Annotated in this window: 21 protein-coding genes; 13 read left to right on the top strand and 8 right to left on the bottom strand. The window is 40.7% G+C overall.

The window, feature by feature from the left end; all coding sequences use genetic code 11:
- Positions 1-402: 402 nt before the first annotated feature.
- Positions 403-1,746 (top strand): sensor histidine kinase, encoded by a 1,344-nt coding sequence (locus tag K5G00_RS04105; RefSeq protein ID WP_238764472.1) that lies wholly within the window; start codon positions 403-405, stop codon positions 1,744-1,746.
- Here the strand turns inward: K5G00_RS04105 and K5G00_RS04100 are convergent, their stop codons facing one another.
- Positions 1,747-2,346, bottom strand: coding sequence for a hypothetical protein (locus K5G00_RS04100; RefSeq protein WP_238764471.1), 600 nt, complete (start codon positions 2,344-2,346; stop codon positions 1,747-1,749).
- Between the two features lie 536 nt (positions 2,347-2,882).
- Between K5G00_RS04100 and K5G00_RS04095 the strand changes: the two genes are divergently transcribed.
- The 4 genes from K5G00_RS04095 to K5G00_RS04080 all read left to right on the top strand — a co-directional run bounded on the left by K5G00_RS04095 (position 2,883) and on the right by K5G00_RS04080 (position 6,595).
- Positions 2,883-4,124, top strand: a complete 1,242-nt coding sequence (locus tag K5G00_RS04095; protein ID WP_238764469.1) for a PQQ-binding-like beta-propeller repeat protein — start codon at positions 2,883-2,885, stop codon at positions 4,122-4,124.
- A gap of 704 nt (positions 4,125-4,828) precedes the next feature.
- Positions 4,829-5,701, top strand: a complete 873-nt coding sequence (locus K5G00_RS04090) for a hypothetical protein (protein ID WP_238764467.1) — start codon at positions 4,829-4,831, stop codon at positions 5,699-5,701.
- Positions 5,702-5,706: 5 nt separating this feature from the next.
- Complete coding sequence (locus K5G00_RS04085; protein WP_238764465.1) at positions 5,707-6,066, top strand: STAS-like domain-containing protein; 360 nt, start codon at positions 5,707-5,709, stop codon at positions 6,064-6,066.
- Positions 6,056-6,595 (top strand): hypothetical protein, encoded by a 540-nt coding sequence (locus K5G00_RS04080; RefSeq protein ID WP_238764463.1) that lies wholly within the window; start codon positions 6,056-6,058, stop codon positions 6,593-6,595. Before K5G00_RS04085 ends, K5G00_RS04080 begins: the two co-directional genes overlap by 11 nt.
- Positions 6,596-7,013: 418 nt before the next feature.
- Here K5G00_RS04080 and K5G00_RS04075 read toward each other — a convergent pair whose 3' ends face one another.
- Complete coding sequence (locus K5G00_RS04075; protein ID WP_238764462.1) at positions 7,014-7,403, bottom strand: hypothetical protein; 390 nt, start codon at positions 7,401-7,403, stop codon at positions 7,014-7,016.
- A 225-nt stretch (positions 7,404-7,628) separates the two neighbouring features.
- Here K5G00_RS04075 and K5G00_RS04070 point away from each other — a divergent pair, with 225 nt between their 5' ends.
- Both K5G00_RS04070 and K5G00_RS04065 read left to right on the top strand, forming a co-directional pair.
- Complete coding sequence (locus tag K5G00_RS04070) at positions 7,629-7,880, top strand: hypothetical protein (protein WP_238764461.1); 252 nt, start codon at positions 7,629-7,631, stop codon at positions 7,878-7,880.
- A gap of 54 nt (positions 7,881-7,934) precedes the next feature.
- Positions 7,935-8,387 carry a hypothetical protein gene (locus tag K5G00_RS04065; RefSeq protein ID WP_238764460.1) on the top strand — a complete coding sequence of 151 codons (453 nt, stop codon included), beginning with the start codon at positions 7,935-7,937 and terminating at the stop codon, positions 8,385-8,387.
- 36 nt (positions 8,388-8,423) lie between these two features.
- Here the strand turns inward: K5G00_RS04065 and K5G00_RS04060 are convergent, their stop codons facing one another.
- Positions 8,424-8,585 carry a hypothetical protein gene (locus tag K5G00_RS04060; protein ID WP_238764459.1) on the bottom strand — a complete coding sequence of 54 codons (162 nt, stop codon included), beginning with the start codon at positions 8,583-8,585 and terminating at the stop codon, positions 8,424-8,426.
- Positions 8,586-8,728: 143 nt separating this feature from the next.
- Here K5G00_RS04060 and K5G00_RS04055 point away from each other — a divergent pair, with 143 nt between their 5' ends.
- Positions 8,729-9,328, top strand: a complete 600-nt coding sequence (locus tag K5G00_RS04055; protein ID WP_238764458.1) for a DUF6623 family protein — start codon at positions 8,729-8,731, stop codon at positions 9,326-9,328.
- A gap of 220 nt (positions 9,329-9,548) precedes the next feature.
- Here K5G00_RS04055 and K5G00_RS04050 read toward each other — a convergent pair whose 3' ends face one another.
- Positions 9,549-10,487, bottom strand: coding sequence for a hypothetical protein (locus K5G00_RS04050; protein ID WP_238764457.1), 939 nt, complete (start codon positions 10,485-10,487; stop codon positions 9,549-9,551).
- A 322-nt stretch (positions 10,488-10,809) separates the two neighbouring features.
- Here K5G00_RS04050 and K5G00_RS04045 point away from each other — a divergent pair, with 322 nt between their 5' ends.
- Complete coding sequence (locus K5G00_RS04045) at positions 10,810-11,892, top strand: fatty acid desaturase family protein (protein ID WP_238764456.1); 1,083 nt, start codon at positions 10,810-10,812, stop codon at positions 11,890-11,892.
- 91 nt (positions 11,893-11,983) lie between these two features.
- Here the strand turns inward: K5G00_RS04045 and K5G00_RS04040 are convergent, their stop codons facing one another.
- A complete protein-coding gene (locus K5G00_RS04040) occupies positions 11,984-12,235 on the bottom strand; it encodes a hypothetical protein (RefSeq protein WP_238764455.1) in 252 nt (83 codons plus the stop codon).
- A gap of 419 nt (positions 12,236-12,654) precedes the next feature.
- Between K5G00_RS04040 and K5G00_RS04035 the strand changes: the two genes are divergently transcribed.
- Together K5G00_RS04035 and K5G00_RS04030 are read left to right on the top strand one after the other, a co-directional pair.
- Positions 12,655-13,245 (top strand): hypothetical protein, encoded by a 591-nt coding sequence (locus K5G00_RS04035; RefSeq protein WP_238764454.1) that lies wholly within the window; start codon positions 12,655-12,657, stop codon positions 13,243-13,245.
- A 139-nt stretch (positions 13,246-13,384) separates the two neighbouring features.
- Entirely contained in the window at positions 13,385-14,110 is a 726-nt protein-coding gene (locus K5G00_RS04030; protein WP_238764453.1) for a hypothetical protein, read from the top strand.
- Positions 14,111-14,274: 164 nt separating this feature from the next.
- Here K5G00_RS04030 and K5G00_RS04025 read toward each other — a convergent pair whose 3' ends face one another.
- The 3 genes from K5G00_RS04025 to K5G00_RS04015 all read right to left on the bottom strand — a co-directional run bounded on the left by K5G00_RS04025 (position 14,275) and on the right by K5G00_RS04015 (position 17,424).
- On the bottom strand, positions 14,275-14,859 hold the full coding sequence (locus K5G00_RS04025) for a T9SS type A sorting domain-containing protein (RefSeq protein WP_238764452.1): 585 nt from the start codon (positions 14,857-14,859) through the stop codon (positions 14,275-14,277).
- Positions 14,860-15,138: 279 nt separating this feature from the next.
- Positions 15,139-15,519, bottom strand: coding sequence for a hypothetical protein (locus K5G00_RS04020; protein ID WP_238764451.1), 381 nt, complete (start codon positions 15,517-15,519; stop codon positions 15,139-15,141).
- A 114-nt stretch (positions 15,520-15,633) separates the two neighbouring features.
- A complete protein-coding gene (locus K5G00_RS04015; protein WP_238764450.1) occupies positions 15,634-17,424 on the bottom strand; it encodes an ATP-binding protein in 1,791 nt (596 codons plus the stop codon).
- Positions 17,425-17,698: 274 nt separating this feature from the next.
- Here K5G00_RS04015 and K5G00_RS04010 point away from each other — a divergent pair, with 274 nt between their 5' ends.
- Together K5G00_RS04010 and K5G00_RS04005 are read left to right on the top strand one after the other, a co-directional pair.
- Complete coding sequence (locus tag K5G00_RS04010; RefSeq protein ID WP_238764449.1) at positions 17,699-19,282, top strand: M81 family metallopeptidase; 1,584 nt, start codon at positions 17,699-17,701, stop codon at positions 19,280-19,282.
- 232 nt (positions 19,283-19,514) lie between these two features.
- Positions 19,515-22,844, top strand: a complete 3,330-nt coding sequence (locus tag K5G00_RS04005; protein WP_238764448.1) for a glycoside hydrolase family 2 TIM barrel-domain containing protein — start codon at positions 19,515-19,517, stop codon at positions 22,842-22,844.
- The last annotated feature ends 61 nt before the right edge of the window (positions 22,845-22,905 follow it).

The following is a 22,905-nucleotide window of genomic DNA, read 5'->3' as shown; positions in this document are numbered from 1 at the left end:
TTAACGGCGAGTCAGGCTACAAATTACCGGGTGAGAATTTGTGTTTCGATACAAACGGATAAACTCATACTTAAGAAGCTGTGTAATAACAACAATTTGGCGACTAACCCTGGTTTTTATCCAAGGGAATAACAATGAAGAACAAATGGGCTTTAGCCCTTAATATCAATTTATTGGACTAAAGTCCCAAGGGGTATGTAGCCTCGTTTCACCGGCATGAATGCCGGTGTTATCTAATTTTCGTACATCTCTGATTATCTGGCTTTGTACATCATTACATCAAATCTTTTGTATTGATCGGAGCCTACTGATATCAAATAAATGCCTTTTTATTTGTAATCCGGAATAACATTATTACATTTAGCAGACAGTTCGACAAAAAAAACACCCAAAAATCAAACCATGCATCATAGTATTATTCAGATTCTGACGTTTTTCAACTCAGGTATAACCTTAATTATGGGATTTTATATGTTGGTTTTGCGCCGGACTGCTGCATCACAGGGAACGGTTTACTGGGCTTTGGGAAGTTTTGTTATCGGTATCGGTCTCTTATTCCGCTTGCTTCCTCCCCAAAACGGATATCTGTCGATGGTAGCACCCGGCATAATTGTTACAGCAGGTCTCTATTTGTACCTGTGTGGAATATGGAAGTTTAAAAAGCAAAAATTGTACAAATGGATAATTATCGGGATTCCTGTGACGGATTTTGTTCAATCTTTGTTTTTCTTTTTTGTCTTTCATTCCTTTCGAATCCAGTTGATTATTCACGCTGTTTTTCTTATTTTTTATTGTGTGCTTGCCTTTGCCGCGATGTTAAGATTGTCTGCTGAACAGAAATACCTGAAACGTATTTTTCAAATCAATGCCTTTTCTTTTTTTATTTTTCTTTTTGTAATCTTGCTCAATGTAATTGTTGTGCTGACGAGTCCTGACTTTAAACCTTCCACTATTTCTCAATCAGGAATTGCACTGCATATCATTTCCGGATTATTAATGATTGCCCTTACTTTTGGATTTCTTACAGCAGTAAATATGCGTCTGGACAAGGATTTACGGGACCAGCTGAAATCAAAAACAAAATTTTTCTCCATCATTGCCCACGATTTGCGAGGACCCGTAGGGAATATTATGAATGTGTTGGAATTGCTGGAGAATGAATCGGAACTGGATGAAAAGGAGCGAAAAAGATTTATGGAAACACTACGTACACTTAGCCAATCCACCTTTCATCTTTTACAGAATCTGCTTGAATGGGCTTCCCGTTCAAGCAATCTGAGTAATTACGAAACTGAAATTTTGGATGTCAATCGTATCGTAAACGAAAACCTTGAGCTGTTTAAAAGCTCAGCTTTGATGAAATCCATCGGGCTGGACTTTGTTCCGGGCCGGAATGTTTTTACTTCAGGGAATGCAAATATGCTGCAAACCATTATCCGCAACCTGGTTTCCAATGCAGTAAAGTTTACACCTGTGGGAGGCAAAGTTTCTATTGTTACAACAAACGAAGCCGGAAAAGTTGGTTTTCAGATTACCGACTCGGGGGAAGGAATGGACCCAAAAACGCTACAGTCGCTTCTTGAATTTGGAGAAGGAAAATCAAAAAGGGGTACAAACGGCGAGGTAGGAGCCGGCCTGGGACTTGTACTTTGTAAGGAATTTATTTCGCTTAACCGGGGAACACTTTCATTTCAAAGTGAATTGGGTAAAGGTACCCGGGTGAACGTTAGCTTTCCAAAGGCATAATTATTCCGCAACTTTTCCCAGTAACAATCCAATGGACAAACCGCCAACGGTAGTTTGTGAGGTGATTTCCAGAAAAGGAGTTACCGCCAGTCCGGCAAAATGATTAAAAACTGTTTCAAATTCGGGTTTCAGAACAATGCCTACCCGGTTTTCTTTCCGGTTTTCCCAACTGTAATTCGGAACCAGCAACAGTCCTTCTGCCGGGTCTTTTATAAAATTGAAGGCTTCGCTTTTTGTTATAAATGAAACCCCGGCTTTAAAATTGATTCGTGTTTTTGCTCCGGGGCGAAGCGAGCGAAAAACGCCGCCCAGAATTCGGAAAGACTCTACGTTATCTGTGGGATTGGTGGCTCCCAACGCAAAAATACTGAGTAGACCGCCCGAATAATTTTCGGGTTTTTCTTTGGCCGGACGGGCAAGGGCCGAATATTCCAGATGAAAAGAAAAACGTTCGTTAACACCTAAATTAAACCCCAGTTGCCCGCCGGAGAAATTTCCCACCGACAAACTGCTGTTGAGGTAGTAAAATATTTTGTCCGTGTCCTGTCCCCATGTTGTCAGACAGAAAAAAAGCAGAACTATTCCGGTTCCCTTTTTCATGTTGGAAAGATTTAATTGATTTGCTGCTTCTCCACCCTGGTTGTTTTTTAGAAACAAATTAAGGAAAAATTCTGAAAAACGGTGCTTCTTCTTTTTGTATTCATTTCTTCAGGCAGGAGTGCTGATTTTTTGTGAATTTAACAGAAGAAGAAATATACCCGGGGAGCAGAAGTTTCCCCTCCTGTCACTGGCACAGGAGGGGTGCCGGAGCGAAGCAAGGGTGGGGTGGTTAGTTCTGTTTTACCGGTATAAATGCAGGTGTTATTTTGAATACACAACTTACAGCAGCAGTACCCGGCAGTTCTTCGTAGCGATCCATCGAAGCGTTTGTCTCCATCTCTACGAGACCGTTTTCATACGGTCGGAGGGGGTGACTGTCGTGCCCCATTCTCAATTAACGCCTGCTGCCTTTGTGCATATCAAATGCAACAACCGACTCAGAACCTTTCCGGGGCTTTTTTTACTCCAGCCGGCAATCATTTTAATTTTTTCCTTTTCTTTATACCAAATAAAACCAGCTAAAGCGAAATTCTTTTATGAAACAATTAACACTTCTTAGCACCGTATTCCTGGTGTTCCTGTTTGTTTCCTGCAACGAAACGGCGCAATGGGGAGGTCCTACCCGCGACGGTATTTTTCCGGATACAGGATTGTTAAAAACCTGGCCACCCGACGGCCCGCCCTTAAAACTAAAAATTGAGGATATTGGCAAGGGATTGTCTCAACCTGTGGTATACAAGGATGTAATTTATGTTACAGGCTTAAGATCCGATACACTCGATGTGATAGGAGCCTACAATATGGAAGGGAAGCTGCTTTGGGAAAAGGAATACAGCCGCGCATGGCCCCGGGCTTATCCCGAGTCGAGAGGGACACCAACCATCGAAAAAAACAGAATCTACCTGGTGGGCGGAATGGGGAAACTGGTTTGCCTGAGTACCAGGGGAGGAAAAGTAATCTGGGAAAAACAACCTTTAAGCGAATTCAACGGGAAATATATGTACTGGGGAAATGTGGAATCGGTGCTTTTAACCGACGATGCTGCCCTGTATGTTACCGGTGGAGAGCAAACTACGCTGGTAGCCTACGATAAAAAAACAGGTAAATTACGCTGGAAAAGTAAAAGTACGGGAGGCGATAAATCGTATGCCTCCGCATCGCTGGTAGAGTGGGGCGGTAAAAAAATAGTGCTTGTACAAACTTCCGATGACCTCGTGGGATTTGATGCCTCCAACGGCAATGTACTCTGGACTTACAATACCGTTCAGTATCATACCGAAAAAGGGAGCGGAGAAGCAGCCAATATCCCTCTTTTTAGTAACGGCGATATTTTTGTGACTTATGGCAACGAACAACCCGGTTTGCTGCTCCATATGTCCGACGATGCAAACACAATTTCGCTAAAATGGCGTAACGATATCCTCGATACACATCATGGCGGCCTGGTTTTACTCGATGGAACAATTTACGGCTCAACCATGACCGACAATACCCGGGGCAACTGGGCCTCTGTGGATTGGGAAACCGGAAAAACCAACTGGGAAACCAACTGGTTTACCAAAGGTTCGGTAATTGCTGCCGACGGGATGTTGTATTTTTATGAAGAAAGACGTGGACATGTGGCGCTGGTAAAACCCGATACTTCGGAACTGAAAGTAATCAGTACCTTCCAGGTAGAAGATGGTGAGGGACCACACTGGGCACATCCGTCGATTTACAACAAAATGTTGTTTGTCAGGCATGGTAGTGTTTTACTGGTTTACGATATTAAAGCCTGAATTTCACCGGTAGTTTAAACATACTCTTTAAAGCAAACAATAATCAGTCCCCGGCGATTCTACACAGGCGTTCCATCAAAGCGTTTGGAGAGGGTGATTTTTTGTTTCCATCTGTCGGCCGCAGGATAATATCAATTTATTGGACTAAAGTCTGAAAAGAGATATAGCTCTTTTTTACGGGCATAAATGCCTGTGTTATTTTTTGGATTACGCAACTTAAAGAAGCAGTAACCGGCAGTTTTTGGCGACGTTCCATCGAAGCGTTTGTCCCCATCCCTGAGGGGGGGGACGAGACGGTTTTGAGATGGTCGGAGGAGGTGGTTTACATCATTCAGCATTTATCCCACCTCCAACTAAAAACTCCCAACTTTTTTCCCTGCCTTTGTTTCACCCGTCATCCTGAACGAAGTCGAAGGGTGAATAACAATAAAAATATACCGGTGACCGACGTATACAACAAAGCAACCTGTTCAAATAATAATTCATCTGTAAAAATTGTTATATTTCCATCTTTAACTTATATATAATACATTTATACGAAGAAAAAATTGTCAATTATATAGAAAAAGTAATGCCATAAAAAAGCAATCAGAGCGACTTTTAGAGCTTGCCAAAACAGCAGTAGCCAAAATCATTGAAGAAAACGAAACGTTGGCAATTGCGTATATTCAGGAAGAACTAAAGAAAATGGAGATAGAATTGCCATGAAGATAAGGATGCCTGCAAAATTAATGAGCGAAGAAGCCGGTTTTGGTTTTATAGTTGAGCTATACGAGCAAACCAAAAATATGGGCTTTGACGATTTGGAGCTCGATTTTAAATCTACTTACTGGCTGGAAGCCAATTTGTGTGCTGCACTGGGAGCCATACTATCGCGTTTGCAGGAAGAGTTTGTTTCGGTAAACTTTGTGAATGTAAATCCATCGGTTGAATTAATATTATCGAAAAATCATTTTCTTAGCAATTTTGGTAGCGTAGTTTTGCCCGATACGCACCAAACCACCATAAAATTCAGGAAATTTAAGGTTACTGAAGAAAAGGCATTTAAAGATTATCTCGATAAAGAGCTCTTATCGCAACCCGATTTACCAAGTATGTCGCCTTTGTTAAAAAGTAAGATTAACAAAAGCATCTTTGAAATATTTAATAACGCCAATATACACGGGCATTGCAGCCATGTTTTTAGTTGCGGACAGTATTTTCCGCAGAAAAAGAGGCTGGCTTTTACCGTTGCCGATTTAGGGAAAAGCATTAAAAGTAATGTAAACCATTACCTCAATAAATCACTGTCGGGTTCGGAAGCCATTTCCTGGGCGGTTGAAGAAGGAAATACAACCAGAACAGGAACAATTCCCGGCGGATTGGGCTTAAGCCTTATCCGCGATTTCCTAAAGCTGAACAAAGGTTATATTCAAATCGTTTCATCTAATGGATATTGGGAAGAAAGAAAAGGTGTTATATTTGCAACAGAATTCGACAATACACTGTTAGGAACTATCGTTAATCTCGATATCAATATAAACGATCATAGCTCTTACGTTTTATCTTCGGAAATAAATGCGGATTCAATCTTTTAATCATTATGACTCAGAAAAAAGCTTTTAAAATAAATATTTACGAAATCATCGGTGGAAATGCAGCCGTTTCATCTGATGATGGACAAATTATTTTTGATCGTATAAATAAAGCATTCAAGGAAGACTACTTTGTTTCTCTCGATTTTAAAAATGTAGATCTGATTGTGTCAACGTTCTTGAATGCATGCATCGGGCAATTGTATGGTTTTTATTCTCCTGAATTTATTCGGGAACATCTTAAGGTAGAAAGCCTGAGTGAAGACGATTTAGTGATTCTTTCCAAAGTAATTGAGCGAGCCAAACAATATTTTGCCAACAAAAAGAACTTTGAGGACTCAGCAAACAAAGCTATTTATGGCAGCTAACATTATTAATATTAATTCCTACACACCAAATCCAAACGATTCTTTTTTTTTCGATAATAACGTTTGGATGTACCTATTTTGCCCGCTGGGAAACTACAATGCAAATAAACAAAGTGCCTATTCATCATTTTTGCAGAGAATAAGGTCGTCTAAATCAGCTGTTTATTTAAATAGCATGGTGCTGTCAGAGTTTGCCAATACATACTTGAGGTTGGATTTTGGACAATGGAAAGATGCAACTGAAAACTACTCAGCTGATTTTAAACGGGATTATGTTGGTACGCAACAATATAAGAACACAACAGACGAAATTCGAATTCATATAAATACGATATTGGGAATTTGTGAACGTATCACTGATAGTTTTAGTGGTATAAACATGACTGAGGTTCTAAAACATTTTCAAAACATTGATTTTAACGATAGTTACTACATCGAATTAGGAGAGCAATGGAAATTTGTAACTGACGATAGAGATTTTACCAGTTACACCAACCATGATCTTGATGTAATCACTTTCGGTAATTAACTTTTCTTTATCGTATTCATATTTACCAAGGTGGATAAGTTGCCCTTCGTTTTATAATAACCAAAGAATATCATAAAATAAATCCAGCTAAATCCCTCCATTCACAAAGCTTTCAGAATATTTTTGATGTGCGGAATTTCTTTTATTCCATATAATACGTTCTTTTCGAAGTAAAAGAGAGAAAAGAATGCCGGGGAGAGCCTGATATTCCGGCGAAACTTTAAAAATTGCCCGGGAGCGGTCAATTTTACCAGGGAGCACTAAAATTGGCCGGGGAGACACGAAGATTGCCCGGGGCCCTTCACCACTCCTCGTTGTAAGCGAGGGGCAGATCCATACAATAATCAGAAGCACAAAAAAAAGAGGATGCAATTGCCTGCACCCTCTTTTTCCTAACTAAACTATACTATGAAAAAATTTACCAAATATTGTTGTCTGTCATCCAGCTTTCCAGTGCTAATTCTTTGTCTGTAGCTGTTTCAGAAGCACTCCAACCAGTGTCGTTGGTCATCCATGCTTCCAGTTCCAGTTCGTTTTCTGTTTCCATGTTTTCTGTGCTTGTGTAAATCCGGGTCAAATCACTGGTCATCCAGTTTTCAAGTTTCAGCGCTGATTCTGTTTCCGTCGTAAAATCTGCAGTCGATGCAGCCTTTGTATTCCAGATTGCTTCGTCTGTCATCCAGTTTTCCAACTGTAGTGTTGTTTCCATTCTCTCATGGCCTGAGGCTTTTATTTCTGTTCCTTCTGCTTTTACATTTCCGGCGAATAATAAAATGGCTAAAAATGTTCCGGCTGTAATTTGTTTCATTAACGTTTTCATCTTTTCTAATTGTTTTCTGTTTTCTAATAATGGGAACAAAGATTACATTTTATTGGAGGCGAAAACAGCAATATCCAGCCAATCGAATTCTTCTGTCGGTAAATGGAGAAAGTGTATCGGTGGTTAAAATACCTGAAAGTGTTTTTTTGATATTTTTATCGGTGAATAGCGAATTTTCCCAACTGCTTTGTTGCAAATGAGGGGGTGGAAGAGATGAATAGTAAACAATACATCCTTTTCTTCAGCTCGTTTATCCAGATTTTTTACCCGTTTCCCCCAATCCCTTACCCGAATAGTGAAAATCGTTTACCCGGATGGGTCGGGGAGCTACTCGCACGGGTAAATATGCTACTCGTCCCGGTAAATACCGGAGACAGGGGAAGTGGTATGTCGCTTGTATCGGCAAAAAACAATTGCAGAAAATTAAAAGTACCCGCAGGGTATGGCCGGGTAAGCGTTTTATAACATTGTACCTGACCGTTAATTTTTGTACCTTATTGTAAACCAAAAATTACGGTCATGAAACGAGTTGTTGCTCTTGTTTTCATGTTAACCTTTTCCATTGGTTCCTTTTCACAGACAAATCAAATCGCCACAAACAGTCAGGCCTCCGACAGCTCAGGGTTTTATACCATGAGGCTCAATGCGGTTTACTGCGAGGATTTGCTGATGTACAGTTACGAACGACTTTTTCCGTTTGATGAGCGTCTGGCTCTTGCCCTGAAAGGCGGCTTTATGATTTGGGATCCGTTTTTGCCCCTGGCCGAACTGGCACTTGTAAGTGGTGGCCCCAAAAGTTTTTTTGAAGCGGGAGCGGGTTCCATTGTCGACGTTTTTGGCGGCGGTGGTTTTTTTACGATGCGTATCGGTTACCGCTATCAGGGGCCCAAAGGCTTTCTTTTTAAAGGTTCAGCCATTTATTCCCCCGATAATTTTATCCTGCCTCTGATTGGTATTGGCTACGCATTTTAAAAGGGAGCAGTTTTTTTTGGTGGGAGGTATAAAAGCTCATAACCACCTCCCCCTCGTTCGCTCCCGGGTACTCTTCCTGTGAGGAGGAGAAACCTGTGCGGGGATAATATTAATTTGAATCGTAGTTTGAAAGAGAAATGAATAGTCAGCACCCGGCATTTGTTTCGCTCCGGCGGGGAGGGGTGTCTGCATTTCCAAAACAAAATAATTTTTGAAATGCACGATGATTTGAATTCATACGGAGTGGCAGGACGAAAACGGTTTATGAGGCGAATGACCCGATAAGTCAAATTTGATTTTCCGGCAATTTTTCTTTATATTAAGAATCATTCTATATAATCATGGGAAATAGTATAAATCGAAATATTACGCAAAAAGGAAAGCTGTCATCAAGGTTAGTTTCTCCGCCCCAGCTAAAATATGCGGCCTGGGCACATGGCGTTTCAGCACAGGTTGAACGGCCAAATTTTCTCATTGGTCACAGACTCGGTGTTTGTACGATAGATGATGGCGATGCCTGGCTTGGAATTTTAAGACAGGGAGATGGTGCAAAATTTTATGGTGAAAAGGATACCAACAACTGGTTTCATATTGCTTTACATTCACCGGTTATTTTAAACGGAACAAGGCTAAAACTATCAAAAATATTTGTTCTCTTCAGGTGCGCTGTTGCTTCACATCACGAAGACCCGGAAAGATGGTATGGTACAAAAATTCATAGTGTTCATGTATGGGACGGTGCAAACAGAATTAAGACTTATGACAATCTTGAGCTGTCCGGAGAGCACAAAACGATTAAGGAAAACGTAAATCAGTTTATTCTGGAACCTGCAATACCTGTTTACTACGGAATTAGTATTTCGGTTGGTGTCTCGTTTTTTGGTAAATATATAAGCTACAACAAGATTAAATTTTACGCTGCGGGGGGAGATTTTGTTTAATTAATTATACCCTGTCTTTCTCTGTCTGCGTATAGTCTGTACCGGGACGCAAATTCACAAGTCATTTTTAACGACAATAAAGTTGCGAACAATAAGTCGTGATGAATTAACGGTTCGTCCCAGATTCTTATCTGTTTTGCGAAAAAATCAACAGGAAAAAACACTTCTGTTCTGGCGGTTTGTAATTACTCCTCCTTAAGGAAGAAAAACGAGTGTGTTTTTAATGCCAGTCGGAATATCCTGCATCTGTAACAAGCAGTTTTTCAAATGAACCATTCACATCCGAAACAAACAAACCGGGAACCAGAGCAGCCCCATTGTGTTCCGATATGCCTGTATATATTATGTATTTGCCATCAGCAGACCAGCAAGGGGCCAATCCGTAAAGATTTGGTATTGGGGTAATATCACCTGTATTTGTATTCAAAATGTAAATATCGTTGTATGACGAGTCCGATAACAACAGCGCTGAACCCGCTTTATTCCAGTCCATAAACTCAATCCCGTAGATACCTGTTACGGAAGCTATTTTTTTCTTTAATGTTGTGCTGAAAGGTTCAATCAGCCATATTCCGTTGTCGTTTTGAAAATCGTGCCGGAAAACAATGTTTATGGCAATATCTCCATCGGGATGCCAGGCAAGTGAGGTTATATCACCGGAAATTTTATCTGAAAATTCAGTTTGAACGGTATCTCCGTTTTGTGTATTCAGATAAATGATTTTGTTGTAAGGGCTGACAGGAAAAGCAATGGTCGTTCCATCGGGCGACCAGCTTAACGATCCATTTAAGTCAATTTGTGTTGAGCTTCCGATTTCCCGGCTAACAGAGGTCTTGTTCTGTGTATCGGCAATTTTGAGGGCAAAAACAGATGAAGAGCCGGGGGCAGCAGTGTTTAGCAAATCAAATGCAGCAAATCTGGAGCCATCATCAGACCAAACGGGACGTGTATAAATCATTGCATCGCCGTATGATGTTGAATTGAGCATTGCATTTGCAGCTGCCACTTTTAACGTGTGCGAAGCCACTTTTTGAAAAACAATTTTCCCGGAAAGATTTTCGGGTTCATTCCCTGTGTGAGGTTCATCGCCGGATTTTTCACAGTTCGCGACAAGAACAGCCATCGCCGTAAAAAAAAGAAGGTAAAGGTTTGTTTTCATTGTTGTAACTATCAGTTGGAAACAACACAGTTACGTGAATGATTTTATTTTGTTTCACCTGGTAAAATTCAATTGCTCAGATTTTATGTTCCCCTTGCCCTTATGTTGTTTTTTTGCTTCATCTCGTATGTTTCCCGCACCAAAATGCGGCGTACAAACTTTCGATTTTAAAATTTTGAGAATAAAACCAGAAACAGCTAAACCTTACTATCAGAATAGATGTTAGGGTATCTGAGTCCCTGTAAAACAAAAGTGAAATCAAATTTTGTACTGGATTTTGTTAGAACCCGGACTTTAGAAACAAAAAGATAAAGAGTAAAAAATGATCAGATATTCTAAAAACAAAATAGATTTTTTAACTGAATTAAGAACATCCGTAAACGAATATTTTAAAACGAACAACATAGAGCCCTACGGAAATAAAGCCATTATTTTTAAAACGGCAGTAATGGCGCTGCTTTATTTTGCACCGCTGATTCTTATCATCTCAGGTGTTTTTACTTCGGTACTTCCGGTGCTGGCCTGTTGGGTAGTTATGGGATTTGGTATGTCGGGAGTAGGAATGGCTACAATGCACGATGCAAACCACGGTTCTTTTTCAAAACAAAAGTGGATGAATAAACTGTTTGGCAATTCATTGTATCTGCTGGGTGGATTTCCTCCCAACTGGCGGTACCAGCACAATACACTTCATCATGGTTACACCAACATCGAAGGACACGATGAAGATATCGCTCCGCCGGAGGTACTGCGGCTTTCGCCCCACCGGCCTTTGAAAAAAATGCACCGCTACCAGTATTTGTATGCCTGGTTTTTTTACAGCTTAATGACCATTTCGTGGATAGCTGTTACCGATTTTAGAAGATTAAAAAGGTACAAGAAAGAAATGGGTGTAAAGCTCAGCGGAAAACGAACATACCGCAGTTTGCTGATTGACCTTATTGTTTCGAAAATTCTGTATTATTTCTTTTTCCTGGTCGTTCCGCTTTTTACGGTTCCGGTTGCATGGTATTGGGTAGTCACAGGTTTTTTGCTGATGCATTTTACCGGGGGACTGGTTTTGGCAAGTATTTTTCAAACGGCTCATGTAGTGCCTTCCTCCGAGTACCCATTGCCGGATGAAAACGGTGAAATCGATAACAACTGGGCTGCACATCAATTGTATACCACATGTAATTTTGCTCCAAAAAACCGGCTGTTTACCTGGATGGTTGGCGGGTTAAATCACCAGGTGGAACACCATTTGTTTCCCAATATCAGTCATATACATTACCGGAAGATTGCCGGAATTGTACAGGAAAAAGCTAAAAAATTCGGGATGCCCTATCATGTAAATAGCAGTTTTCTGAGTGCCGTAATCCAGCATGTACGAATGCTGAAAATTCTGGGAATGCCAAAGGCTTAAGTGCAGAATCGGCGTTATAAAGTCTTTTTACCAATAGTATGGGAATTTTGTTGCGAGCAGAAAACCATAACTGAAACCGTCGGTATTTAAACTATTCCGGGTCCTTTTTATTCCCCTTGTTTTTGAAATAACGCTCCGATTTTCCCCACAATCTGCCGGCTTTCCGGAAAATACTTTTGGTCGCTTTTTCCATCGCCTCATCAGCTTTTTTGTAGGTTTTGCTTTCGTGGATTTTTTCAGAAGTTTCATCAATAAATTTGTCCGCCTTATCTATCCATTCATCTGTTTTGTTCTGAATCGTTTCGTTTTTCTTTTCAGCTTCTTTGTTTTTATCCGGTTTCATTCTCTTATTTTTTTCAGTTACCATTAACTTAACCCAAATATAACTAATAGTCAGTTGTATACAAAAGGTTAAATCCTAAACACCCGTAAACCTTGCGGGAACTTTCAGATGCGGCGGTTAACAGCAATTACACAACAGCGGCTCGCCATCCTGCTTTACGTTACCCTGCAAAGCTAAAAAAAGGGAAAATTGCTTGTTTATCAAGCAGCCGGGTTTGCAGAAACAATCAAAAACAATAATTTTACCTTTTATCGTTTTCTTTTTTGGACGTTAATAATGAGCCATTTGTTTTAAAATTACGGGAGTTGTATTTTTATCATACAACAGATTAAACTTTTATTCGTTAACTGATTGAATTGAGTTTTTTTATTGTGTGCAAGGTGATACTTTTATTTTTTAACCTGAAGATTTCAAAAAAGATGAAAAAATTTACAGTGCTTTCGAATCTGCTTTTTCTCCTGGCAATCACATCTTTTGCAAAAGATACCAATGCGTGGAAACAAGAGAAGAATCTGGAACAGCAATACAGTGTATTTAAAGAAAATCTGAATTTCTGGAATGGGAATTATTTTCTGAATGAAACACAGTTAAATGAGTTTTATCGTGCATTAACGGATTCAATTTCGGTTTTGGAGAACAGAATGGCAGAACAGGGAAATACCGTAGCCGGACTTCGGGATGATTTAAGTTCTACCAATCAGCAACTGGAAGATACAAAAGCTGAACTGGAAACCAGCATTAAAAATCAAAATGCCATCAGTGTTTTTGGGATGAATATTGAAAAGGAATTTTATACCTTGATAATGTCTGTAATAATTCTTGGATTGTTGGTTTTCCTGGGAGTGCTGTTTTTGCTTTATAGAAGAAGTAACAAAGTTACGGTTCGTACAAAAAAGGATTACGAAGAACTCAAGAAGGAGTTTGAGGGGCATAAAAAAAGTGCGCTCGAACGATATACCAAAATAAACATGGAACTGCATCATACCCGGATGGAACTAAGCAAAAGATAGCTATTCCGGGGCAAATTCATGTAACCAAATCGACTGGAGTACAGCCGCCCCGATTTAAAATTACCCTTTCATTTTACACCAGCGAAGCAACCCCGATTGTTTTTCTTTCATCTGATTCATACGATTTAAATAAAAAGCGATGAAGAAGAAGGAAACAATGAATTTTAGTGGAAAATTATTTATTGCAGTGATTGCTGCCTCACTTTTGTTTTTGAGTTGCGATGAAGATGAAAATGCTCCTGCACCGCAAGAATTTTCCTATGAATTTAATTCGGATACTGAAGGATGGACAGCTGGTTTTGCCGATTATCCCGCGGGAAACGATTCATTTTATGAGATGCTGTTTGAATATGCCACATTGCCCGAACCTTTGGATCAGACCCGGGGGGCTCTGAAAATATCGGGCAATAACCACAGCGATGACTTGTTTATGTTTGTAAAACGAAAGATTTCAGGATTGCAGGCCAACAAAGTTTATAAGGTTGAATTTACGGTTGAATTTGCATCAAATGTTGCCGATGTTTCAGCCGGTGTTGGAGGTAGCGCGGGCGAAAGTGTTTATATAAAAGCCGGTGTATGTGCAACAGAACCCAAACCTGAGACGGATGAGTCAGACTGGTACCGTATGAATATAGACAAAGGAAACCAAGCGCAGAGTGGTGAGGATATGATTGTAATTGGCGATTTTTCGAACGATACCAATACAAACGAATATGCCTTGAAGACAGTGTCTGGCAACATTATATCGTTTACGCTTACCGCCAGTGGAAACGGAGAGGCATGGTTAATCGTTGGTACCGATTCGGCTTTTGAGGCGACCACAACCATCTATTTTAACCGAATTACATTTATGTTTAGCGAATAGGTATAAGGTGCTGCATGTTGCCGGAAGGGAAACCGAACCTATCCGTAAATGGCAGTCGGCAGGAATTTTAAAATATACAAAAGCTATTATGGTTTTGAGGATAACCCGATTGGAAAAAAAGCCCTTGCAAACAGCAAGGGCTCAAACTTTAATTTATAGAACATTTACCGTGTAAGACGGTAACTAAAATCTTCTCCTGTTCCTGCCAGAACAACGTGATAGTCTCCTCTTATTAAATTCGAAACATTAAAACCCTTTTGGACATTAAATTCAGTGCCCAAACCCGACTGAAACACCAGCTGACTGCCTTTGTAGATCAGCAGCGAAATATCATTCTTGTCGAAGTTGAGGTAAGATACTTTGAGGATTCTGTCATCACACGAAAAGTAGGGGTCGATGCGGGTTTTTATTGCAGCGCTTACAACAACTTTTCCGTCATTTACTTCCATTACACGGGTAGCCGATACCTTTCCCGATTTAATTTTAACAGTATATGTTCCATCCTCCAGTTTTGAAAAATCAAAAACCGATTTATATTCCGGAGATGCTTTGCTAAGTTTGTAGTAAACCATCCTTCCACGTTGGTCTTCAATCAAAATTTCAGATGATACTCCGGGATCCGTTTCGGCAGCAATCAGTGTTTTTGAATCATCGAGTGCTACGATGTTCATTTTCGGAATTTTTGTGGCAGCCACACTTAATGTTAAGGCAACTGCAAGCAGTGCTAATGTGAATTGTTTTGTTTTCATGACATCTTTTTTTTGAAGTTAACAATACGCGTGTCACTTCGGTTAGTAATTATTTTAGTAAAAAAGAACAGCTCTCATTCTCCCGTTTTCCTGCTTCGGTTAGTGGAAAAAGAAAGCTATTTCGGGTTGTTTTCTGTTTTTTCTGTCAATTGTATATTAAAAAAGACGCACATATGTTTGAAAAGTTTCATGCAAATCGATGTATGACTGTTTGTTATGCTTGAAAAGACTTTTTTGAAGGGTGAAGGGTTTTTTTTATCAGGTTGTAATATCGGTTTTTTACCGGAAAGCTACCAGTAACCCGCCTGTTATAAAAGCAATAATCCACCAGAGGTACGCGTATCTTGAATAGAGATGCAGCTTTGCCGGGACCAAAGAATGTAAGCCTTTTTTTGTTTTATGCCGCCATATAAGCACAGCGTCGGTAAACATGGCGAGCAGCGAAGAATATCCCAGTATTCCATGGAGTGTAAATCCTCCTTTTGAAGAACCCAGAATCATAAACGCAGTAGCTGTGATATCGAGAAAAACGCCCAGTGTTAAAAAAATGAGTATGGTTTTGTCTATCCTTTTTTTGCGTTGCTCGGTAACAATGGCAACAGTGTATGATAACAGTGCCAATATTACAATTGAGGTACCAAAACGAAGGAAAAGATTCATTTTTACGGATTTAAAGATGACCTAAAATAGTCAAATTTATGGATAAGATAAAGCGACATGAAATATTGTAATCCTTTGTTCCCCTAAAATTTGTAAAAATCAGAAGTAGGGAATCTAATTTTTGAGATAAGTGTTTAACAAATAAAAAAAACGGTCCTTTTTTATGGGTTTGGCAATATAGTCGTTGCACCCGAGCTTGATACATTTTTGTTGTTCTTCGGCCATAGCATAAGCGGTTTGTGCAATTACCGGCAGGTTGGGTTGTGTTTTCCTGATTTTCTGAATCGCTTCATAACCATCCATAACCGGCATGTTTATGTCGAGCAAAACAAGATCCGGTGTTTTTTCGCTGATCAGCTCAAGCAATTCCTTGCCGTTACCGGCCTTTTGGATTTTAATATGCGTTGGTTTTAACAATTCCTCCAGGTAATAAAATGAAAAGGTATCGTCTTCAGCAATATAAATCGTTTTTCCGGTCAGGTCGGAAATGACTGATGGTTGGGGTTTGTTTGTGTTTTTAACTATGCTTTCATTATAAGGAAGTGTAAAATAAAATTTACTTCCTTTTCCCTCTTCCGATTCCAGCCAGATTTTTCCTTCCAGAAGATCAAGCAAACCCTTGGTAATACTTAGTCCCAGACCGGTTCCTTCTTTAAAATCCACATTTCCCGCCTGCGTGAAACGGCCAAATATTTTTTCCTGATCGTTCGGGGGAATCCCACGTCCGGTATCTTTTACAAAAAATTCAATTACCTTTTCATTTGGTTGCAATTTTGGGCGGTATCCAAATGTAACACTTCCTGCCTGGGTGTATTTTACAGCGTTACCCACCAGGTTGTTTAAAATTTGTTTTACCCGCAATTCGTCCGACTCAATCAGCAAGCGCCGGTATTCAGCCGGGACATCGGTTTTTAGTAACAAATCCTTATCAAGCGAGTCGATTCTGTTTTGCTGAATTTCAAGGATCTCTGTTATACACTGCCAGATATTCATCGGAGCTTTTTTAATCGTCATCTGATTTAATTCAATTTTTGAAATATCGATTATGTCATCGATAATATTCATTAATTGTCCGCCTGCCAGGTGAATAAGCTGGTTGTATTTTTGCGTTTTATCCGGTGAAATCTCCGGGTCTGACAATAAATTGGAAAAACCCAGAATGGAATTCATCGGTGTTCGTATTTCATGGCTCATATTTGCCAGAAAAGTAGATTTTAAGCGGTCTGATTCTTCCGCTCTTTCTTTCTCAACAGCCAGTTTCTCCTGATTTTCGGTTAGCAGGTGGGTAAGTTCTTTTTCTTTTTTTAACGACTTATCGATATTGGAAATAATGACGGCAAGTGAAAAAGAAATAAGAGCACAGATAACAATAAAATTCACAGAGTTTACTATCCATCCCGCAATTCCGTATTCACTGATAAGACCAAGCTCTGTCCATTCAAAATAAACAGGAAGGGCTAAAAGGGCCAGTGTAATTATGTTTGTCAGAGTAGCCTTTGTTGCTCCGTTTCGTCCATAAAAAAAGCTGGAAAGGATAGGATAGATAAACAACCAGTTAAAACCGGCTCCGTCTTTCCCAAGAAACAACAAAAGGGCAACACCCAGAAAATAAAAAATAACAATGCTGCCGAGAACCTTTGTGTTGGCAGACATTTTTTTTGAAAAAGTGATATAAACGACAGAAAGATAAACCAGAGAATCAATGGCGGCAACAGACCAGAGTTTTTCTTTTACAGAGAGCAGCATACTCGGGATATAAGCCACGGTGCCCAGAACAACCATCGCTTCCAGGAGAAAAAACAACAACCGGTTTTTCCACTCCACAAACAATTCTGTCTTACCTAAATTAGGGTAGGGAATAAATCCTGAAAGATTTTTGATAAATGTGGACAATGTTTTACTCATATAATTACAGTCATGTGCTGAAAGTCATTATTTTATATACAAATAACAGTGCGCTTGTGTTTACGGGAATTTTAAAAAATAGATATGCCTGTTGCTTGTTTTTTACATGCGGAGAGAATTCAGGTCGATTTTAACCTTTCGAAAAAGAAGTTTTGCTCTTTGATTTTACGTGTTGGATCGATGCCATGACTTTTCGTGTGATTTTCGGTCTGCTCTCCCAAAAAAGCTTCTTATATTTACCTGGATAATTTGATAACCCATAATATTTTTAGGTATGAATAAAGGTTCTTCTCTCATCATTATTATATCGTTTTTATTGTTAGCGTCTTGTCATTCAGGAAACAGGAAGCAAAACAACGAAACCGGTGCAACCGAGCTTCCCCGGATAGCCATTTGCGGACTGGCAATTGAATCAAGTACATTTTCTCCGGCGGTTACCAATGCCGATGCATTTCGTGTCCGAACGGGAGAAGAAATATTTTCATATTATCCGTTCTTGGCGGAAGATGCTCCCGACCGAAAAAGGGCGGAATGGTTTCCAACACTTCGCGGGCATGCCATTCCGGGAGGTATTGTAACACGCGAAGCATACGACAGTTTAATGAATGAAACGCTGGCTAAACTAAAAGAGAACCTTCCTTATGATGGTGTATTTTTTGACATTCACGGAGCGATGAGCGTTATTGGTTTAGATGATCCGGAAGGAGACATGATTAAAAAAATACGTGAAGTAGTAGGCCTTGAGACAGTAATTTCAACATCGATGGATTTGCACGGAAATGTAAGTGAACGTCTGGCACACCACACCGATTTGATAACCTGCTACAGGATGGCACCCCATGAAGACGCACTGGAGTCAAAACAACGGGCACTTGAAAATCTGCTCGACAGGTTGGAGAGCGGGAAAGGAAAACCAGCATACAAAGCCTGGATACCGGTGCCGATTTTATTACCGGGAGAAAAAACCAGCACGCGAATTGAGCCCGGGAAAAGTTTGTATGCCCGGGTTCCGGGGGTAGCTGACCAGGAAGGTGTAATTGATGCAGCCATCTGGATTGGGTATGCTTGGGCTGATGAACCGCGTAACCGGGGATATGTTATGGTTACCGGCGATGACCGGAAAAAAGTGGTGGACGGTGCGGAATATCTTGCACAAAGTTTTTGGGATGTGCGGAATGAATTTGAGTTTGTGGCTCCGGTGGCCCCACTCGGTGAATGTTTGGATATGGCCGTAAAAAGCGATAAACATCCGTTTATTATCAGCGATATGGGAGACAACCCAACTGCAGGAGGTGCAGGGGATGTTACCTGGACTTTGACTGAAATTCTTAAACGTCCGGAGTTTCAATCTGAAAATGGCCCGTCGCTGATTTATGCTTCCATTCCCGGACCGGAATTAGTCGAAAAAGCACTTGTGGCGGGTGTAGGAGGTGATGTGACCGGCGTGGCAGGTGCCATTGTTGATGACCGTTTTGCTCCGCCTGTAAAACTTTCCGGTAAAGTATTGGCCCTTGAAACCCATGATCCCACTGCGGGCGAGATCGCTGTCATTCAGGTGGGCAGTGTAAAAGTGATTGTAACAAAAAAACGCAAACCTTACCATTACGAAAGGGATTTTACTGAACTTGGTTTGGTCCCCCGGGAAGCAGATATTGTGGTGGTTAAAATTGGTTATCTGGTACCCGAACTTTATGATATGAGGGCCGACTGGATCATGGCGCTGACTCCCGGTGGCGTAGATCAGGATTTGGAACGCCTCGGATACCAGCGGATTCACAGACCAATGTTCCCCCTGGATAAAGAAATGACAGATCCGGATCTGTCGGCACAACTGATTCCTTCTTCGGAGGAAATGTAGGCTGGTGCGCGAGGCTCCTTCTTTTCCGGTTGTTTTGTTTTTTAAACAAGATTAAAGTGCCGGTAAACGCCTTTTTTAATTTAGGGAAACAAATATTTTATCCCGCTTACGATGCATTAGAATGACACCGGCGTTATATAATTTTCAAAAATTATATTTATATAGGTGTATATGCAAAAATCTACGTCTTTAAAAAAGAGAGAATCAATAAAAATCAATAATTTACTGTACAATGAACAAATTATACACACTTGTTTTAATCCTTTTTACATCTCTTGCATGGGCACAGAATTCCGATTGGGAAGACCCGACGGTAATTGCTAAGAATAAATTGCCCGCGCATGCAACGTCCTATTCTTTTAAGTCGCAAAGTGATGCTTTAAAAGGAGATCGGGAAACATCAAGAATGATTTCTTTAGATGGGATATGGAAGTTTAATTTTGTAGAAAAGGAAGAAAATCGGCCCGTGGACTTTTACAATAAAGACGTTTTGGGCTGGGACGATATTGAAGTACCGTCGAACTGGGAAATGGAAGGGTATGGAACTCCTATTTATATGAATTCGGGCTACCCGTTTGGACCGGAGTCTCCGGTTCCCGATGGAGTAAATCCAATGGAGTGGTACCAGGAAAATTATGATGTTCCGGAAGGCTTGTCACGACAGGAATTGTTTTCACGTTTTATGGCAGATGTTATTGCACCTTCAAGACCTAATCCTCCGGTGATTGCCCGCGACAATCCTGTGGGCTCATATGTAAAAACTTTTACAGTTCCTGAAGAGTGGAGTAATCAACGTGTAATTCTTCATTTTGGTGGTGTTAGCTCGGCAATGTATGTGTGGGTAAACGGCGAGAAAGTTGGATATAGCCAGGACAGCCGCTTACCAGCTGAGTTTGATATCACCAACTTTTTGAAAACAGGGGAGAATGCATTGGCAGTTCAGGTGTTTCGCTGGAGCGATGGCAGTTATCTGGAAGATCAGGATCACTGGCGAATGAGTGGGATTTACCGGGAAGTGATGTTGCTTGCCCAGCCAAAAATTGCTATTGAAGACTTTTTTGTACGTACACGTTTGGATGCCAATTATCAGGATGCACTGCTGCAAATAAGACCTACCATCAGCCGAAATCCTGATGTGCCAATTAGCGGGTGGACCCTGGAAGCAGAGTTGTTTTCTCCTCAGGACAAACCGATCTTTGATAAACCTATCAGTATTGATGTCGCGGATATTGTTTTTGAACGTTACCCGCAGCGTGACAACGTTTATTTTGGGTTGATGGAGAAGAAAATTTCCAGTCCCGAACAATGGTCTGCCGAGAAACCGGTACTCTACTCTGTGGTATTAACACTAAAAGACAAAGATGGGGAAGTTGTGGAAGCCCGGTCGGCAAAAGTGGGATTTCGCGAAGTAGAAACCCAAAATGGGCAGCTTCTGATCAACGGAAAATCAGTAAAACTTTATGGTGTAAATCGTCACGACCACAATTACCTACGGGGGAAATCGGTTACACGCGATGACATGTTGCAGGATGTGCTGCTGATGAAACGGTTCAATTTTAATGCGGTACGTACTTGTCATTATCCCAACGATCCGTATTTCTATGATTTGTGTGATAAATACGGATTGTATGTAATTGATGAGGCCAACATAGAAACTCATGGTTCTATGGGGTACCTGACCAATCAATCGGAATGGCATATGGCCTTTGCCGACAGGGTGGTTCGTATGGTTGAACGCGACAAAAACCATCCGTCTGTCATCTCCTGGTCGTTGGGGAACGAGTCGGGAACCGGCCCCAACCATGCGGGAGCAGCAGGCTGGGTAAAAGATTTTGACCCTACCCGTTTTATTCACTACGAAGGAGCTGAAGGCCAGCCGGAACACAAGGATTATGTGGCTTACGGAACTACTGAATACAACCAACGTCAGTTGGGACGTACCGGAAATCCCACCGACCCGGAATTTGTGGATGTACTTAGCCGTATGTACGCCAACCTGGAACAACTGGAGGCGATGGCGAAAAGTCCGTATATAAAACGCCCGATTATGCAATGCGAATATGCACATGCCATGGGGAATTCACTGGGGAATTTTCAGGAATACTGGGATTTGATTCGTAAATACCCCAATCTTATCGGTGGTTTTATCTGGGATTGGATCGACCAGGGACTTTTGAAAAAAGATGAAAACGGAAAAGAATTTTTTGCTTACGGTGGAGATTTTGGAGACACTCCCAATGGAAATAATTTTTGTATTAATGGTGTTATTGCTTCCGACCGTGCACCAAAACCACAAACCTACGAAGCTAAATATGTCATGCAGCCGGTTGAATTTTCGGCTGTTGATTTGGAAAATGGGTTGGTAAGAGTCAGAAACCGACACAATTTTACCAACCTTGCTGAATTAAAACTGGTATGGTCGCTAAAAGAGGATGGAGTAGAAATTCAGTCGGGTGAGATCGAATCGTTGATTCTGAATCCCGGCGATGCCAAAGTTGTTCAGATTCCGTTCCATGATATTAAAACATCGCCAAATGCAGAATATTGGTTGCGTTTGAGTGTTCAGTTAAAAGAAGAAAAAAACTGGGCAAAGGCTGGACACGAAGTGGCAAAAGAACAGTTTAAACTTCCGCTGGAGACCTCGGTTTCTGCTGACAATCAAAGTAAAGCGTCAAATCTTACAATCGAAGAATCGGGTGAATCTGTTGTCGTGTCAGGAAAAGGTTTTAAAGCCGAAGTTTCAAAATCAAGTGGTTTGCTTGTTTCCATGCAAAAAGGAGATGAAGAGTTGCTGACAGCCGCCTTGCAGCCCTATTTCTGGCGCCCGCTTACCGACAATGATGAGCGCGGCTGGAGAGCACAGAACTCGTTAAATGTATGGAACGAACTGCCCGGCTTATTAAAAGTAAATTCCCTGGATATTGACAAAGAAAGCTCAAAAGTTCAGGCAAATCTGACTTATGAAGATTTGACATTATTGCTGACTTATCAGTTTTCCTCTGAAGGTGAAATTGTGGTTCAGTTTGATTTAAATATCCCTGAAGAAATGCCCGAACCTATTCGTGTGGGAATGACAACGGGTGTCCCGGATAATTTTAGCAATATGAGTTTTTACGGGAAAGGACCTTTTGAAAATTATGTTGACAGGAATGGTGCTGCAGAAGTAGATGTTTATTCAGGCCAAGTCGACGATTTTTATTACAACTATGTAAAACCACAGGAAAGCAGCAACCATACCTGTGTGCGATGGCTGTCGCTTACCAATAATCAAAACAATGGTTTAATGGTTGTTGGAAATGAGCCGGTACAAACATCGGTTTGGCCCTATTCTGCTGAAAATATCAGGGAAGCACAACATACCAATGAATTGAAAAAGGCGGAGGATTTGACCGTAAATATCAGTGCTGAACTGGCAGGTGTGGGCGGAAATGATTCCTGGTCGATAAATGCCAGGCCAATAGAAAAATACCGTTTGTTGGAAAAACAGTATAATTATTCATTTAAACTGGTTCCGCTGACAAAAGTTAAAGATTTACAGAAGACATACAGAATGGTGAAATAGTATTGACTTTTTCCCATACAAAACAAAAAAGGAGTACGTAGAACGTGCTCCTTTTTTGTTC

The sequence above is a fragment of the Maribellus maritimus genome (genome assembly GCF_022267315.1).
Lineage (GTDB): Bacteria > Bacteroidota > Bacteroidia > Bacteroidales > Prolixibacteraceae > Draconibacterium > Draconibacterium maritimum.
The sequence above is the reverse complement of the archived record's forward strand: the minus strand, read 5'-3'. Positions and strand labels throughout refer to the sequence as shown.

Coding starts and splice junctions, on each gene's coding strand:
- K5G00_RS04105 (WP_238764472.1), top strand. CDS start 403: ATGCATCATAGTATTATTCAGATTCTGACGTTTTTCAACTCAGGTATA.
- K5G00_RS04100 (WP_238764471.1), bottom strand. CDS start 2,346: ATGAAAAAGGGAACCGGAATAGTTCTGCTTTTTTTCTGTCTGACAACA.
- K5G00_RS04095 (WP_238764469.1), top strand. CDS start 2,883: ATGAAACAATTAACACTTCTTAGCACCGTATTCCTGGTGTTCCTGTTT.
- K5G00_RS04090 (WP_238764467.1), top strand. CDS start 4,829: ATGAAGATAAGGATGCCTGCAAAATTAATGAGCGAAGAAGCCGGTTTT.
- K5G00_RS04085 (WP_238764465.1), top strand. CDS start 5,707: ATGACTCAGAAAAAAGCTTTTAAAATAAATATTTACGAAATCATCGGT.
- K5G00_RS04080 (WP_238764463.1), top strand. CDS start 6,056: ATGGCAGCTAACATTATTAATATTAATTCCTACACACCAAATCCAAAC.
- K5G00_RS04075 (WP_238764462.1), bottom strand. CDS start 7,403: ATGAAACAAATTACAGCCGGAACATTTTTAGCCATTTTATTATTCGCC.
- K5G00_RS04070 (WP_238764461.1), top strand. CDS start 7,629: ATGAATAGTAAACAATACATCCTTTTCTTCAGCTCGTTTATCCAGATT.
- K5G00_RS04065 (WP_238764460.1), top strand. CDS start 7,935: ATGAAACGAGTTGTTGCTCTTGTTTTCATGTTAACCTTTTCCATTGGT.
- K5G00_RS04055 (WP_238764458.1), top strand. CDS start 8,729: ATGGGAAATAGTATAAATCGAAATATTACGCAAAAAGGAAAGCTGTCA.
- K5G00_RS04050 (WP_238764457.1), bottom strand. CDS start 10,487: ATGAAAACAAACCTTTACCTTCTTTTTTTTACGGCGATGGCTGTTCTT.
- K5G00_RS04045 (WP_238764456.1), top strand. CDS start 10,810: ATGATCAGATATTCTAAAAACAAAATAGATTTTTTAACTGAATTAAGA.
- K5G00_RS04040 (WP_238764455.1), bottom strand. CDS start 12,235: ATGAAACCGGATAAAAACAAAGAAGCTGAAAAGAAAAACGAAACGATT.
- K5G00_RS04035 (WP_238764454.1), top strand. CDS start 12,655: ATGAAAAAATTTACAGTGCTTTCGAATCTGCTTTTTCTCCTGGCAATC.
- K5G00_RS04030 (WP_238764453.1), top strand. CDS start 13,385: ATGAAGAAGAAGGAAACAATGAATTTTAGTGGAAAATTATTTATTGCA.
- K5G00_RS04025 (WP_238764452.1), bottom strand. CDS start 14,859: ATGAAAACAAAACAATTCACATTAGCACTGCTTGCAGTTGCCTTAACA.
- K5G00_RS04020 (WP_238764451.1), bottom strand. CDS start 15,519: ATGAATCTTTTCCTTCGTTTTGGTACCTCAATTGTAATATTGGCACTG.
- K5G00_RS04015 (WP_238764450.1), bottom strand. CDS start 17,424: ATGAGTAAAACATTGTCCACATTTATCAAAAATCTTTCAGGATTTATT.
- K5G00_RS04010 (WP_238764449.1), top strand. CDS start 17,699: ATGAATAAAGGTTCTTCTCTCATCATTATTATATCGTTTTTATTGTTA.
- K5G00_RS04005 (WP_238764448.1), top strand. CDS start 19,515: ATGAACAAATTATACACACTTGTTTTAATCCTTTTTACATCTCTTGCA.